General features: G+C 45.5%; 6 protein-coding genes and 1 pseudogene. 5 read left to right on the forward strand and 2 right to left on the reverse strand.

The window, feature by feature from the left end; genetic code table 11:
- Positions 1–725 precede the first annotated feature (725 nt).
- From ACKTT2_RS51830 to ACKTT2_RS51840, 3 genes and pseudogenes are all read left to right on the forward strand, one after another.
- On the forward strand, positions 726–899 hold the full coding sequence (locus ACKTT2_RS51830) for a hypothetical protein (RefSeq protein WP_407900926.1): 174 nt from the start codon (positions 726–728) through the stop codon (positions 897–899).
- Positions 871–5,964 carry a non-ribosomal peptide synthetase gene (locus ACKTT2_RS51835; RefSeq protein WP_407900927.1) on the forward strand — a complete coding sequence of 1,698 codons (5,094 nt, stop codon included), beginning with the start codon at positions 871–873 and terminating at the stop codon, positions 5,962–5,964. Before ACKTT2_RS51830 ends, ACKTT2_RS51835 begins: the two co-directional genes overlap by 29 nt.
- Positions 5,965–6,051: 87 nt before the next feature.
- A pseudogene (locus ACKTT2_RS51840) lies at positions 6,052–13,380 on the forward strand (non-ribosomal peptide synthetase); the annotation flags it as partial.
- 696 nt (positions 13,381–14,076) lie between these two features.
- On the opposite strand, the gene ACKTT2_RS51845 reads toward ACKTT2_RS51840, so the two are convergent.
- Positions 14,077–15,090 carry a TauD/TfdA family dioxygenase gene (locus ACKTT2_RS51845; protein ID WP_407900929.1) on the reverse strand — a complete coding sequence of 338 codons (1,014 nt, stop codon included), beginning with the start codon at positions 15,088–15,090 and terminating at the stop codon, positions 14,077–14,079.
- Between the two features lie 447 nt (positions 15,091–15,537).
- Between ACKTT2_RS51845 and ACKTT2_RS51850 the strand changes: the two genes are divergently transcribed.
- Both ACKTT2_RS51850 and ACKTT2_RS51855 read left to right on the forward strand, forming a co-directional pair.
- Positions 15,538–15,771, forward strand: coding sequence for a hypothetical protein (locus ACKTT2_RS51850; protein ID WP_407900930.1), 234 nt, complete (start codon positions 15,538–15,540; stop codon positions 15,769–15,771).
- Positions 15,772–15,792: 21 nt separating this feature from the next.
- Positions 15,793–16,164: a Nif11-like leader peptide family natural product precursor gene (locus ACKTT2_RS51855; protein ID WP_407900931.1), complete on the forward strand. Its 372-nt coding sequence runs from the start codon at positions 15,793–15,795 to the stop codon at positions 16,162–16,164.
- Here ACKTT2_RS51855 and ACKTT2_RS51860 read toward each other — a convergent pair.
- Positions 16,101–16,565 carry a hypothetical protein gene (locus tag ACKTT2_RS51860; protein WP_407901020.1) on the reverse strand — a complete coding sequence of 155 codons (465 nt, stop codon included), beginning with the start codon at positions 16,563–16,565 and terminating at the stop codon, positions 16,101–16,103. The genes ACKTT2_RS51855 and ACKTT2_RS51860 overlap by 64 nt on opposite strands.
- Positions 16,566–16,636: the final 71 nt, after the last annotated feature.

Raw genomic sequence — 16,636 nt, forward strand, 5'->3', positions numbered from 1 at the left:
TGTTGTAGTTCTTGCTTGTACTGCCATAGGTTTGCAGCTTATCATATAAAGGTTAAACGACTTTTCATTTGGGGAAACATTGAGAACCAATGACGGCAAAAGTATTGCCAGATACCTTTAACCGTATTGATACCTTGAAACTCTGTCATAATTTCCATTGTAATCACTTCACTATCATTCATATGCAGGAAAGTTGCACATCGCGTTAGATTTGCTACAGGTTACTGAGTCGATTCGCTAACTTTTCGAGGACTTGCTGGTCAGTATCACTCAGGGTGATTGTCAGAGGTTGGCAGGGCACGAGTTGTCTAATGAATCTCATTCGTGACAAGTTAAGATAACGTTGCTTTTGTCAATTGGAAATCCTCACGAAAAGTTGGTAATAAATAAGCCATCAACATAGGCTTTATATTGAGCTTTGGGCACAAAGGTGAATCATAAGTACAAAGATTACGCAATTGCTAATCCAAAAACGATGTTTTCAACCAGGGTTTTTGGCATTATTTTCATTCACTAGGTATATTGACAAATGGATCGCAACCTTAACTGGTTACTAATGAGTGAATCCGCTCATTTATACTACCCTAACCGAATTCACGCCGCTCTTTACTAGTTTATTAAAATTCATAAAATATTCAAAAAATATAAGAAACAAAATCAATAATTACATGGAGAAATTGACGATAAGTAGTAATATAAAAAAAACGGTTTTAAGAAAAAACGATATGGAAACAAAAATCATTTTTTCTAGTTCAGATAAAGGAAGTTTTCCTATATCTTTTGAACAAGAACGGATGTGGTTACTCGAACAATTTTCACCTGGTAATTCGGCTTACAACATTACAGGAAACTTTTTTTTAAGAGCTTGCCATGCCAATACCACAATTCGTTTCCGATAAAAGTCTTACTCTGCATGAGGTGTTTGAAGCACAGGTAGAGAAAACTCCAGAAGCCATTGCGCTTGTATTTGAGCAGGAGCAATTAACCTATCGCGAACTTAATGAGAGAGCCAACCAACTGGCACATTATTTACGCTCTTTGAATGTAGCCCCAGAAATGTTGGTAGGCATTTGTCTTGAGCGTTCGATTGAGATGATAGTGGGAATGCTGGGTATCCTCAAGGCAGGTGGTGCATTGGTTCCGCTCGACCCATCGCAGCCTCAAGAGCGCTTGGCATTCATTCTAGCGGATACAAAAGTCGAGGTATTGCTAACTCTCAAGAAACTGGTAGCAGGAATTCCTGTACCTCAAAGTCATTTGGTTTGTTTAGATACTGAGTACGAGAAAATTGCTACCAAAAGCAAGAACAATCCAAAAAGTGGCGTTCAGTCTGAAAACCTAGCTTATACAATCTATACTTCGGGTTCTACAGGACAACCAAAGGGTGTGATGGTAAATCATCAAGCCATTTGCCAAGGCTTTGTGTTGATGCAAGAAATTTTTCCCATTACCCAGCAAGATCGCATTTTGCAAAAAATGCCTTTAACCTTTGATTTTTCATTCTGGGAGTTATTTTGGCCTTTGATGACTGGGGCTTGTGTAGTCCTGGCCCAACCAGGCGGTGAAAAAGATAGTGCATACTTAGTCAAACTTATTGCTCAGCAGGAAATAAGTATTCTTGTTTTTGTCCCTTCTGCGTTGCAGGTTTTTCTTTCCGAGGCGGAGCTGAAAACTTGCAAAAATATCAGAATCGTATTTACAAGTGGAGAACCCTTAACTTCTGCATTAAAAGATAGATTTTTTAATCAGCTTCCTAATTGCCGACTCTACGATCTTTTTGGCGCTACAGAAAATATTATAATTACCTACTGGCCTTGCCAACCCGAGGAAAAGTTATCTAGCTTTCCCCAAGGTCGCCCGTTCCCAAACCTCTCAATTTATGTCGTTGACGAGCAATTGCAACCCGTTCCCGTAGGAGAAACAGGGGAGCTACTTGTCGGCGGATGGGGACTGGCAAGAGGATATCTCAATCGGAAAGAACTGACAGCACAAAAGTTTATTTCTAATCCCTTTAAAGATAAGATACAGGAACGTCTTTATAGGACAGGAGATCGGGTTCGCTACCTAAGTGATGGAACAATTGAAATTCTTGATCGCATCGACAACCAAGTTAAGGTGCGGGGCTTCCGGATTGAATTGGGAGAAATTGAAGAGAAGCTGAGCCAACATCCAGCCGTGAAGCAAGTTGCGGTCATTGCTAGGGAAGATGTACCAGGTGACAAACGCTTAGTTGCCTATGTTGTACTCCACTCATCCCAAGAGTCAAACCCAAACTCCATCAGTTCGCTGTGTCACTTCCTCAAGCAACAACTTCCTGACTACATGATACCATCGGGCTTTGTGGTGCTAGAAGCACTGCCACTGAGTCCGAATGGTAAGGTAGATCGTCGCGCCCTGCCAGTACCTGAAATACGCCCAGCAGATTTACCCAACTTTGTCGCCCCACGCACTCCTATTGAGGAGATGCTAGCTAGTATCTGGGCTAATATCCTGAGAGTTGAGCTTGTAGGCATTCACGACAATTTCTTTTCCTTGGGAGGACACTCCCTGTTAGCCGCCCAAATTATTGCTCGGATGCGTGTGAGCTTGGGAGTAGAATTGCCTTTCAGTCGGCTACTGGAATTCCCTACTGTAGCAGGTTTGGTCAAGATTGTTGAGGAGACTCGTCAGCAAGAACAACGTCCAATAGGCATCTCCTTACAACCCATATCAAGAAACCAAACTATTCCTCTTAGTTTTTCCCAAGAGCAATTGTGGTTTCTTCAGCAACTCGCTCCAGAAGAGCCCGTCTATAATGAACCCTGCACCATTCGCTTGAAGGGTGCGATTAACGTAGATGCCTTAGAAAAAGCCCTCAACGAAATTATCAAGCGTCACGAAAGCTTGAGAACGCGCTTCCTCACGGTGGATAGACAGCCAGTTCAGGTTATAGATCCACCCTACACTTTCAACCTAACACCAGTGGATCTGAGGCAATTCCCGTCAGAACAGCGGGAAGCCGAAGCTTTGCAACTGGCAACCAAGCAGGCTAAACAACCCTTCGATCTAACTTCTGACCTATTGTTGCGGGCTACATTAATGCAGCTAGCAGACGTTGACTATAGGTTGTTCCTAACTTTTCATCACATCGTAATGGACGATTTTTCTATACAAAGCGTATTCCTTCCAGAATTTGCGGCACTCTATGAAGCTTACTCTATCGGAAAACCCTCCCCACTTGCTTCACTTCCTATACAATACGCTGACTTTGCTGTTTGGCAACGGCAGTGGCTGACACAAGAGATTTTGGAAAGCCAGCTTGATTACTGGAAGCAGCAGCTTGCTGATTTACCCGTACTACAGCTGCCTTACGATCGTCCGCGCCCCTCTGTTGGAACTTTCCGGGGTGCATGGCAATGTTTGGTGCTATCCAAAGACCTAACAGAGTCACTCAAAGCTCTCTCGCAGCAGGAGGGGGTGACGCTCTACATGACGCTACTGGCAGCTTTCAAAACTTTGCTCTATCGCTACTCTGGCTCCGAAGACCTGATTGTGGGGACTGTCAGCGCGAGGCGTAACAGGCCAGAGATAGAAGGGCTGATTGGATATTTCCTCAACACTTTAGTGTTGCGTACCAATCTGTCAGGCAACCCGAGTTTTCGACAACTACTCTTACGGGTGCGGGAAGTAACTCTAGGGGCTTATGCTCATGAAGACTTGCCCTACCAGAAGCTGGTACAAATACTTCTACCAGAGCGAGATCTGAGCCAGAACCCACTGTTTCAAGTAGCGTTTGTTCAGGAAGCTCCAATACCATCTTTGAACTTAGATTGGACTAGGAGTTATATAGATATTCAAACCGATACAGCGAAATTTGATCTGACCCTGGAACTAGATGAAAGACCGGAGGGATTTATTGGTCGCTTTGAGTACAACACAGATTTGTTTGAGGCTGCCACTATCTCGCGAATGATAGAACATTTCAAGACAATGCTGGCAGGAATTGTTGCTAACCCTCAAGCGCGAGTTTCAGAATTGCCCCTGCTCTCTGAAGCAGAGCGATACCAGTTGCTAGTGGAATGGAACAACACCACAAAAGAGTATCCCATAGATAAGTGTATCCACCAGTTGTTTGAAGAACAGGTTACGCGATCGCCCGATGCTATTGCGGTAGTCTTTGAAGAGGAACAACTGACCTACCGAGAGCTTAACCAACGGGCGAACAGAATAGCACATCACTTGAAAACTTTAGGTGTGGGGCCAGAAGTTTTAGTGGGGATTTGTGTAGAGCGCTCTCTAGAGATGGTAGTGGGATTGCTGGGCATCCTCAAAGCAGGTGGAGCCTATGTGCCGCTTGACCCAGAGTATCCTACTGAGCGCTTGAGCTTTATGCTCCAAGACGCTCAAGTCTCGGTGCTGTTGACGCAACAGCGACTGGTTGAGAGGTTACCTAAGTCTCAAGTGCAATTTGTCTATTTAGATACTGATTGGCAGGTGATTTCCCGAAGAGAAGAGAATCCAATCACTGGTGTGCAAGCAACTAACTTGGCTTATGTGATTTATACGAGCGGTTCTACAGGTCAACCTAAGGGAGTAGCAATGAATCATTTTTCTCTTTGCAATCTGATCTTGTGGCAACTTCAAAATACGACAATTTCTAGCGGGGCAAAAACTCTACAATTTGCTCCTATCAGCTTTGATGTCTCCTTCCAAGAAATGTTTTCTACTTGGTGTTCTGGAGGCACATTACTCTTGATTGCAGAGGAATTACGACGAGATCCATTAACTTTGTTAGGTTTACTCCAAGAAAAAGCTGTTGAGAGACTGTTTATCCCCTTTGTTGGCTTACAGCAAATAGCTGAGGTAGCTACTGTTCGTGAATTAGTTCCCAGCTATTTACGGGAAATCATTACTGCTGGTGAACAGTTGCAGATTACTTCCGCCATTTCTAACTGGTTGAGCAAGCTAACTGATTGTACTTTGCACAATCATTATGGACCATCGGAGAGCCATGTCGTCACCACTTTTACCCTCACTAATTCAGTGGACAATTGGCCGATACTTCCTCCTATCGGTCGTCCCATCGCCAACACACAAGTTTATATTCTCGACCGCCATCAGCAGCCAGTTCCTATTGGCGTACCGGGTGAACTACACATTGGCGGTGCTTCCTTAGCACGCGGCTACGTTAACCGCCCAGACTTGACATCTGAAAAATTTATTAACCCATTTAATGATAAAATCAATACCCGCCTCTACAGAACTGGCGATCTAGTCCGCTTTCTGCGTGATGGCAACATCGAGTTTCTGGGTAGGATAGATAATCAGGTCAAAATTCGTGGCTTCCGCATCGAACTAGGAGAAATTGAAGCAGTCCTTAGTCAACACCCCTATGTGCGCTCAGCCGTCGCGATCGCTAGGGAAGACAAGTCTGGTGTCAAGCATCTTTTTGCTTATGTCCTGCCAGATATCAAACAACCCACCAGCGATGAACTGTACTTCTTCCTTAAGCAAAAGCTCCCCGACTACATGATGCTTGCTTCTTTTACATTTTTGCAGGCTTTTCCCCTAAGCCCCAACGGCAAGGTAGACCGTCGTGCGCTACCAATACCAGATGCAGGCAGACCTGAATTAAGCCAAACTTTTGTTGCCCCAAGATCGGTGACAGAAGAACTGCTGGCAGAAATTTGGAGTGAAATACTGGGGGTCGAAAAGATAGGAATTCACGACAACTTCTTCGATTTGGGAGGACATTCACTGCGGGTAATACAAGTGGTTAGCCGGATACGCCAGACATTTGACATGGAAATCTCTGTGCATCATTTGTTTAAGAACCCTACAATATCGAAACTGATTGAGGTAATGGCAGAACTAGCAGGAAGCTTGGAGGTAATTGACGAAATCGCACACACCATAAGAGAAATTTCCCAACTTTCCCCAGAGCAGGTGCAGGCAATGTTGGCGCTAGCCCGAGAAAATGGCTAGGGGAATGCCTACATAATTCAACAAACTCAGTTTCTTTAAAAAGCCGGGTTTCTCAAAAACTAGCACTTTTAGAAGAAAATTTCTACCATGAGCGCCATAAACGATTCTTCATCCAACGCAAAGCAAGAACTACTCAAACACCTGCTGAAGAAAAAAGGCATACGTTTGACCAGTGAAACCATTAAGCGCCGAACCCAATCAACTCCAGCACCTCTCTCCTTTGCAGAGCAACGACTCTGGTTCCTCTACCAACTGGAGGGAGAAAACAGCACATACAATCTACCCTTTGCATTGCTTCTTAACGGCAACCTCAATAAGGCTGCCCTCGAAGGAGCGATCGCGGAAATTCTGCGGCGTCATGAAGTCCTACGTACCCGTTTTCAGGTATTCAATGATACTCCAGTGCAGGTCATTGACCCTGAAATAACCGTGACTCTAAAAGTAGTAGATTTACAGGATTTACCAGAAACCGAACAGTTAACTACTGTGAAACGGTTAGTCACAATAGAGGCTGAGAAACCTTTTGACCTTGCCAACGAGCCGCTGGTGCGAGCGCATCTGTGGCGAGTGAGTTCCCAGTCCCATGTACTGCTGATAAATATGCACCACATCGTCTTCGATGCTTGGTCGATGGAGATATTTACTCAGGAGTTGTCCGCTCTATATAAAGCATTCTTATCAGGGGAACCCAGTCCCTTACCTGAGTTACCCATCCAGTATACCGATTTTGCTGTTTGGCAGCACCAGTGGTTGACTGGGGAAGTCTTGGAAAAACAACTTGACTACTGGAAGCAGCAACTTGCTGGGGCACCTGAGGTGCTAGCTCTCCCAATTGACCGTCCGCGCCAAGCTGTGCAAGCTTTCCGGGGCGCAACTGTGTCATTCTTATTACCCAACTCTCACGAAGAGGCACTCAAAGCGTTGAGTAAACGCACGGGAGTCACCTTGTTCATGACGCTATATGCAGCGTTTGTTACCTTACTTTATCGCTATACTGGCTCTGATGACATTGTAGTGGGCACGCCCACTGCTAACCGCAATCGTCCGGAAATCGAAGGGCTAATTGGCTTTTTTGTCAATACTTTGGTGCTGCGGACTGACTTGTCAGACAACCCCATTTTTGAGGATGTACTGTCAAGAGTCCGGGATGTGATGTTGGGAGCTTATGCTCATCAAGACCTACCGTTTGAGAAGTTAGTAGAGGAATTAAAGCTAGAGCGTGACTTAAGCTACACACCGCTGGTGCAGGTGATGTTGGTTCTTAATGAGCCGATGTCCCAGATACAGATGGCAGGCTTAACGCTGAGTCCATTAGCGGTAGAAACGGCTACGGCGAAGTTTGATTTGACTTTATCTTTCGAGAACACCCCCTCTGGACTAATCGGGAACTGGGAATACAATACTGACCTATTTGATGCCAGTACGATCGCTCGCATGACCGGACATTTCCAGACCTTACTGGAGGGAATTGTAGCTAATCCTCAACAGCGGGTTTCACAATTGCCCCTGCTAACAGAGCAAGAACGGCACCAGCTATTAGTGGAGTGGAACAATACCACAAAAGAGTATCCCATAGATAAGTGTATCCACCAGTTGTTTGAGGAACAGGTAAAGAGATCGCCTGATGCCATTGCGGTAGTCTTTGAAGATAAACAGTTGACCTACCGAGAGCTGAACCAACGGGCGAACAAAATAGCACATCACTTAAAAACTCTGGGTGTGGGACCAGAAGTTTTAGTGGGGATTTGTGTAGAGCGCTCTCTAGAGATGGTAGTGGGATTGCTGGGCATCCTCAAAGCAGGTGGAGCCTACCTACCCCTCGATCCGGCATTACCTCAAGAAAGTCTAGCCTTCCGGTTACAGAATGCTCAAGTTTCGATACTGTTGACACAAAAGGGACTCCTCAAGCGTGAGGAAGCTCAAGTGCAGACTATGGTATACTTAGACGCTGATTGGGAACTAATTACCCAACAATCCGAGGCGAATCCGAAGAGCGAAGTGATACCGGAAAACTTAGCTTACGTCCTCTATACCTCTGGTTCTACAGGTCAACCGAAAGGCGTTGCGATCGAGCAGAGGCAAATCGTGAACTACCTGCACGCCATCTTAGACAGACTGCAACTGCCAATCGGTGCCAGTTTCGCAACCGTTTCCACCTTCGCCGCCGACTTAGGCAACACCGTAATTTTCCCTGCCTTGTGTACGAGGGGCTGTCTACATATCGTATCCCAAGAGCGAGCCACTGACCCCAAAGCCTTAGCAGAGTATTTTCAGCACCATCCTATCGACTGTCTCAAAATTACTCCCACCCACCTCGCTACTCTCTTGACATCCAAGGCGTTCTCCTCTATTAGACCGCGCCAATGTCTAGTACTAGGTGGTGAAGCGGCAAGCTGGGTAGAAATTGAAAAAATCCAGCAATACGCCCCGAACTGTCGGATTCTCAATCACTATGGACCGACAGAAACCACTGTTGGCGTACTTACCTATCCTGTTAGTAGCAAGCCAGCCAGTTATAATTCTAAAACTGTTCCTATCGGTCGTCCCATCGCCAACACACAAGTTTATATTCTCGACCGCCATCAGCAGCCAGTTCCCATTGGCGTACCGGGTGAACTACACATTGGTGGTGCTTCCTTAGCACGAGGTTACCTCAACCGCCCGGATTTGACAGATGAAAAATTCATTAACCCATTTAATGATAAAATCAACACCCGCCTCTACAAAACTGGCGACCTGGTTCGCTACCTAAGTGACGGTAACATGGAATTCCTCGGTCGGCTAGATCGTCAGGTGAAAATTCGCGGCTTCCGCATCGAATTAGGGGAAATTGAGGCAGCGATCGCGCAGTATCCCAGCGTGCGAGAAACTGCGGTTATAGCACGAGAAGATGTTCCAGACCACAAATATCTGGTAGCTTACATTGTCCCTAACCACGAGAATGCTCTCGCTAGCAGCGACCTGCGCGGTTTCCTCAAAGAGAAACTGCCTGATTACATGATACCGGGAGCGTTCGTTATCTTGTCCGCCCTGCCACTTACCCCCAACGGCAAGGTAGACCGTCGTGCCCTACCCGCACCAGAATTTCAACCCCAACTACAACGGTCATTAGTAGCCCCAAGAACTCCCATTGAAGAGATGCTAGCCAGCATTTGGGTGGATGTCCTAAGAATTGAACTTGTGGGCGTTCACCACAATTTCTTTGAACTGGGCGGACATTCCTTGTTAGTCACTCAAGTAATTTCGAGAGTGCGCGATACCTTTGCCGTCGAATTACCGCTACGCAGCTTGTTTGAAGCACCCACGATTGCCGAATTAGCCTCTCGCGTTGAGAATTCGCTTAAGAACGGACAATTACAAGAAGCTCTGCCGCTTCTACCAATTGCAAGGTCAGAGTCCATCCCATTATCCTTCGCTCAAGCGAGGATCTGGTTCCTCGACCAGTTACAGCCAAACAGTGCATTTTACAATATGCCGCTTGCTTTGCGTTTGAGCGGTCAGCTCAATATAGCAGCGCTACAGAGCAGCATCAACGAAATTATAAGGCGGCATGAAGCCTTACGCACAAACTTCACCACGCAAGAAGGTCAACCCGTTGCTGTTATCGCCGCAACTCTCAATTGTCAACTACAAGTGGTGAACTTGTTGTACATTCGAGAAAGCGATCGACAAATCGAGGCGCAACGATTGGCTAGGGTTGAAGCAAATCGACCTTTTAACCTGGAGCGAGAGCCTTTGCTCAGAGGTATGGTGCTACACCTAGGTGAAACAGAATACGTCTTGTTATTCACCATGCACCACATTATTTCAGATGGTTGGTCGCTGGGCGTATTCACAAGGGAATTAACAGAACTTTACAAAGCCTTCTGCACAGGCATTACTCCTGTTTTACCCTCGTTGCCAGTACAATATGCCGACTTTGCCCTTTGGCAGCGCCAATGGTTAAAAGGAGAAATACTGCGCGATCAGCTTGACTACTGGAAGCAACAACTCAACGACGCTCCGGCTTTATTAGAATTGCCGACAGACCGACCGCGAGCGACTGAGCAAACCTACCGGGGAGGATATCACTATGTAGCCCTTTCTCTTGAATTGAGCGGAAAACTCTCTGCTTTGAGTAAGCGAACGGGAGTCACTCTGTTTATGACGCTTTTGGCGGTGTTTGTGACGTTGCTGTACCGCTATACAAGTTCCGATGACATCGTAATAGGTACGCGTGTAGCCGGTCGCAATCAACGGGAAATTGAAGGGTTAATAGGCTTTTTTGTCAATACTCTAGTGCTGCGTACCTATCTCGGCGGCAACCCTAGTTTTGAGGACTTACTTGGCAGAGTCAGGGAAGTGGCGCTGCAAGCTTACACGCATCAAGACCTGCCCTTCGAGCAGTTGGTAGAGGCATTGCAACCAACACGTTCCTTGAGCTATACGTCGCTCTTTCAGGTGATGTTTGCTTTCGACGAGAAGAGTGTTCCTTCTGTAAAATTGCCTGAGTTAACGGTAAGCTCGTATGCAGTGGAAATCGGCACAGCCAAGTTTGATTTGACCCTATCAATGGAGAATACTGCTGATGGATTGGTAGGAGCATGGGGATACAATGTTGATCTTTTTGATGAGACCACCATCTCTCGCATGGCCGGACATTTCCAGATGTTACTGGAGGGAATCGTAGCTAATCCTCAACAAAAAGTTTCTTCTTTGCCTCTCCTCACTATTCAAGAGCGGCATCAGCTACTGATAGAGTGGAACAACACCACAAAAGAGTACCCCAAAGATAAGTGTATCCACCAGTTGTTTGAGGAACAGGTGGAGCGATCGCCTGATGCCATTGCGGTGGTTTTTGAAGATAATCAGTTGACCTACCGAGAGCTGAACCAACGGGCGAACAAAATAGCACATCACTTGAAAACTCTGGGTGTGGAGCCAGAAGTGCTAGTGGGGATCTGCTTCGAGCGATCGCTCTACATGGTAGTGGGATTGTTAGGAATTCTCAAAGCAGGTGGAGCCTACCTACCCCTCGATCCGGCATTACCTCAAGAAAGTCTAGCCTTCCGGTTACAGAATGCTCAAGTTTCGATACTGTTGACGCAAAAGGGGCTTATATTGCGTGAGGAAGCTCAAGTGCAGACTATGGTATACTTAGACGCTGATTGGGAACTCATTGCCCAAGAATCCGAGGCGAATCCCAACAGCGAAGTGATACCGGAAAACTTAGCTTACGTTCTCTATACCTCTGGTTCTACAGGTCAACCTAAAGGCGTTGCGGTCGAGCATCAGCAAATCCTGAACTACCTACACGGCATCTTAGACAGACTGCAACTGCCAACAGGTGCCAGTTTCGCAAACGTTTCCACCTTCGCTGCCGACTTAGGTAACACCGTAATCTTCCCAGCTTTGTGTACGGGGGGATGTCTACATATCATATCCCAAGAGCGAGCCACCGACCCCAAAGCCTTAGCAGAATACTTTGGGTACCATCCTATCGACTGTCTCAAAATTACTCCCACCCACCTCGCTACTCTCTTGACATCCAAGGCGTCTGATTCTATAATCCCGCGCCAATGTCTAGTCCTAGGTGGTGAAGCGGCAAGCTGGGATTTGATTGAAAAAATCCGGCAAGAAGCCCCGAACTGTCGGATTCTCAACCACTATGGACCGACAGAAACCACTGTTGGCGTACTTACCTATCCTGTTAGTAGCAAGCAAGCCAGTTATAACTCTAAAACTGTTCCTATCGGTCGTCCCATTAGCAACTCACAAGTTTATATTCTCGACCGCCATCAGCAACCAGTTCCCATCGGTGTACCGGGTGAACTACACATTGGCGGTGCTTCCTTAGCGCGAGGCTACCTTAATCGCCCGGACTTGACAACTGAAAAATTCATTTCCAACCCATTTAGTGGTAAAATCAATACTCGTCTGTACAAAACCGGCGACAATGCTCGCTACCTTCCAGACGGTAACATTGAGTTCCTCGGTCGGTTGGATCGTCAGGTGAAGATTCGCGGTTTCCGCATTGAACTTGGAGAAATCGAAGCCGTGCTAGCTCAACACCCAGAGGTACGGGAGACAGTAGTTTTAGCTTGGGAAGACCAACCAGATAACAAACGACTGGTAGCTTATGTTGTTCCCCACCATAAACCTCTTGCCACCAGCGAACTGCGGCACTTCCTCCAACAAAAGCTACCCGACTACATGGTGCCAGTCGCCTTTGTGATGCTTTCTTCTTTACCTCTCACCCCCAATGGTAAGGTAGACCATCGCGCTTTAAAGGCACTAGATACGGAACTAAGTGACTCAATCGGTTTTTTTCCCCCCCGTGACACAGTTGAACAGCAACTACAGCGAATTTGGTCAGAGGTTTTGAAGCTTCCCACTGTTGGAGTGAAGGATAACTTCTTTACCTTGGGAGGTCATTCTCTTTCAGCTGTGATCCTAATAGCTCAAATTTCGCGGCACTTTGGGAAAAATCTGCCCATAGCAACGCTCTTCTCTAGCCCGACTATCGAACAGCTAGCGAGTTGTCTTCGCTTGGAAACTCATTCAAAGCCCTGGTCTCCCTTGGTAGCAATTCAGTCTGGCGGCGACAAGCGACCTTTCTTCTGTGTGCCTGGAGTTGGTGGAAATGTGATTTACTTATATGAGCTAGCGCGTCATCTTGGATCTGAGCAACCGTTCTATGCACTCCAAGCACGGGGACTTGACGGGGAATCAGAGCCTTTTACACAGTTGGAAGAAATAGCTTCCTACTATATTGAAGCAATACAAACCGTTCAGCCTACTGGTTCCTACCTGCTGGGTGGACATTCTTTTGGAGGTGTAGTTGCCTTTGAGATGGCGACGCAGTTGCACAAACAGGGGCATGAAGTGGCTCTGCTTGCGATGATCGACGCTGTTGCGCCAATTGTTGGTAATAAGCCGAATTGTTCTGATGAAGATGAGGCGGTATGTCTTTTTGATTTTGCCAGCTACATTGAATATATGTTCTCCTTCAACTTGGAGGTATCTAAAGAAACTCTCGCTTCCCAATCTCAGGAGGAGCAATTGCACTATCTCAAACAACAGTTGATACGGGTCAACTTGTTACCCCCTGATGCGGGAATAAAATTAGTTCAGGGTTTGGTGCAAGTTTATAAAGCGTCCCTGAAAGCCGATCGTGGTTATTTGCCTTCGGGGGTGCAACAGACTCCAATTACTTTTTTCCGTTCTAGCGAGGTTGATGTATTTGAGGGTGATACAGACGAATTGACACAAAGGCTAAAAGAACGGGCCTTGGGTTGGAACGAGCTTTCTTCTACTATAGACATTCATGTTGTTCCAGGGAATCATATGACCATGATGGCTCCGCCGCACGTACAGGTGCTAGCCGCACAACTTCTCTCCTGCTTGGAGCAAGTACAGGCTCCATTGGCTGAGTAGGTGGTAAGTGTGATTTGAATCATAATTTCGCTTACACTCAATTTTGGTGCCGAAATGATTGTAACTTAAAAGATAAAGTGGCAGTTTTTAAAGTATAAAGTGGCAGAGCCAGAGGAGCTAGAACGCTTATTTTCCCGTTATACGTGATTTGCAAGCGATCGCATTAAAATCTTTCAAATACACGAACACCTTAGGTTTTTGACTGCTGCCACTTTATGGTTTTAAAACTGCCACTTTTTGCTTTAAGTAACAGATAACTTTCATAACAGTTGTACTGACAAATTTGTCACTGGAACGAAAACTTGGCAGTAAAAGACATCTTATGCTTCCAATCGCGTTCCGGACAAATTATGGTTCTAAGCCCCAAACTTAAGCCCAGCAAAGATGTATAAAATATAACTTATGTTCGACCAACGTTTTTATTAGGTTCAAAGGATGCAAAGTTTTAGGACTCAAGCATAGCTTTATGCTTCCAATTTGCGTCCTAGGACAAGTTATGGTTCCATTGTTAGGACTCTCTGACAATCAGGTCACGTAACAATAAGGGTTTCAGACACTGAAATGCTAGCTTATGCTTCCAGACCCTGAAATCTTTTGGGTATGGTGACAAAATTTCTGGACGCATGATATTGACAAAATTCTTACCCTTATCGAATGAATCAGCCCTGCTTCTGTTGTGGGGAAAGCCGAAAACCGCTAAGATCTTGATTGTACATTCGCTGCCTCTATGCCTTGGCGATCGATGTCTTTGCTACGAATAATTTCCCCCATTGCCACCACAATCTTGCGCGAACCTACATAGGGATTGCGCCCGTGAGCAGTTAACATGTTGTCCAGCATCAATACGTCTCCTTGCTGCCAAGGAAAACTAATTGTCGCTTCCTGATAAACTGCTAGAATTTCCTGGATAGCGGAATTTTCAATTTGAGAACCGTCTCCGTAGTAGACATTGCGTGGCAGGTTGTCTTCCCCTAATAGAAACAATAGGGATTCACGAACTGCTGGTTCTAAGCAGGATACGTGGTGCAACTGTATCTGGTTGAAAAACACCGACTCACCTGTTAAAGGATGTTTGGCGATCGCTTGGGCTACTCGGCGCGTTCTCAAATCATTCCCTTGCTTCCACTCAAACTCTGTCCCCGCTTTGCGGCAATAGTTCTCAACCACGGCTTTGTCTTTTGTGTGAAAGAACTCCTGCCAGCTTACGTCCAAACCTGGGGTGTAGTTGCGGACATACATTAATTGCTTTTGCTCAAATCGCGATCGTAATTTGGGGTCAAGGAGTTGGTAAACTTTCCGACAGTCTACAATCGGCGTTTCTCCACCCTGCGGCGCGGGTTGCACGCAGAAAAACCAGATTTTGAGGGGCCAACAGTGCAGGTGGGAACTTTCGTTGTGGAACAATATAGCTTTGTCAGCTGGGTAAGGCGTGGAACCATAGACTTTGCCGCCTACTCCCTCACGCGGCAAGTCGCCATACTCACCAAACAACTCTGGACAAATAGCCTCAGCCAGGTTTTCAAACGCAGATACAGAATCCAGATTGAAGCCTCTCAACAGGATGGCACCGTGATGCAGTAACTTAGTTTCGATAAATTCCCGATTGTTCCGAGCGCAGTCGATGATATCAATATCGGGAAAGGTTGGCTTGAACACCAGAGGGAGCATTTCCTCAGAAGTAAGATATTCTGTCTTAACGGGTGTGGTCATAAGTAGTTGGTTGAGACTGACGCGGTGACGCGGAGAGTGGGAGACGCGGTGAAGTTAACCTATGTCCACCAACTGGTTTTGACCACACCCGTCTTAACTAATCTCTCGTGTCTCACATCTTGTACCAAGAAATTATGATATCAATTTCCTGGGTAGTGAAACAACTCTCAAAAAAAATGCTTTTCAAACAGACTCACCGTTCGCGCAATCGAGGATGAGTTTGATGAAATAAGGGAGAGAATGCAAGCAGGTGTAAAAGTGAAATAAAGTCTTTGACTGCAAAATATTGTCCTGGGCTCAAAAATAAAGTTTTTGACTAACTGGCACACCTTTGAATTTTCCCCGGATTGGAAATTGATGATAAAATAAGCCTTTTTGGCGATGATGTTGTGTGCCAGTCTAAAACTTTATTTTTTACCCAGGAGCAATTAACCTATCGCGAACTTAATGAGAGAACCAACCAACTTGCACATTATTTACAGCTTTCCCCAAGGTCGTCCGTTTCCAAACCTCTCAATTTATGTGGTTGACGAGCAGTTGCAACCCGTCCCTGTAGGAGAAACAGGGGAGCTACTTGTCGGCAGATCTGACTTTCCACATCCCGTGAAAACTCAGTTCCATCTTCTGTCAGTTCCGCAATTAAGATGCCAAAATGATACAATTTCTTATGACTGTTATTAACGCTTAGGAGGGTTAAAGAAAATGTCAAAACAAGCAGTACAAGAATTATTCAAAGTGGCAGTAGAAAATGAAAGACTTTTAACAAAACTTGAAACTGCTACCAGTTCATTAAAATTCGTCGAAATTGCGGCAAATTATGGTTATATTTTTACAGAGCAGGAAATGATGGAAATACTGAAGGAAGAAGGAAAAACTAAGGAAAATAACGATAAGACAGCCGATAAAAAGAAAAAGACAATGCTTCAAGTCCCTTACTGCTATGATGTACCTTACACTTACTGCTATGGAGTTTGGGTATTCGACTATTTGGAAAGACATCATGAGGCGTATCAGAGCGATTTCATTCTAAAAAGGAGCTTGAGTGTATCTAGACCAAACGAGTATAGTCTTTGAGCTTGTGCCATGTTTTCAAACATCTGGTTACGATATAAATTGAGGGCAAAGTTATGAGCTATAGCAAAAATCTGAGGTAGAGATAAGGTGCGAATTGTAGAGATATTTTCTCCTTGTGTGACATCTCTAACATAGTGGACTTTATTCTCAACTTCCCAGTATCCTTGGATGCGTTCGCGTAGCGTGCGCGAAGCGCTCTCGCTAAATTCTTGCGCTGTTGCACTCAAAGAAGATATGTAATAACCTGTCTCAGTTTTTATTTCAGTATAACTAGGCTTGATGATTTGACGTTCTAACTCAACTCGAATCAAAGTTTTCAGACCTAACCAAAGACAGATACTATTTAAAGTTTGACAAATGCTAACACTACGCTTTTCAATTCGACCATGCCCCTTGTTAATTTTATGATAAGTAAATTCTCTGACATAAAGTTTGTTTTGACATCTTGAAACAAACCAGGTTGGTTGCCTTT

The sequence above is a fragment of the Scytonema hankhaensis NUACC26 genome (assembly GCF_045865695.1).
Classification (GTDB): domain Bacteria; phylum Cyanobacteriota; class Cyanobacteriia; order Cyanobacteriales; family Nostocaceae; genus Scytonema.

Excerpts from the sequence above, each read along its gene's own strand:
- ACKTT2_RS51830 (WP_407900926.1), top strand. The coding sequence starts at position 726 with ATGGAAACAAAAATCATTTTTTCTAGTTCAGATAAAGGAAGTTTTCCT.
- ACKTT2_RS51835 (WP_407900927.1), top strand. The coding sequence starts at position 871 with ATGCCAATACCACAATTCGTTTCCGATAAAAGTCTTACTCTGCATGAG.
- ACKTT2_RS51845 (WP_407900929.1), bottom strand. The coding sequence starts at position 15,090 with ATGACCACACCCGTTAAGACAGAATATCTTACTTCTGAGGAAATGCTC.
- ACKTT2_RS51850 (WP_407900930.1), top strand. The coding sequence starts at position 15,538 with ATGAGAGAACCAACCAACTTGCACATTATTTACAGCTTTCCCCAAGGT.
- ACKTT2_RS51855 (WP_407900931.1), top strand. The coding sequence starts at position 15,793 with ATGTCAAAACAAGCAGTACAAGAATTATTCAAAGTGGCAGTAGAAAAT.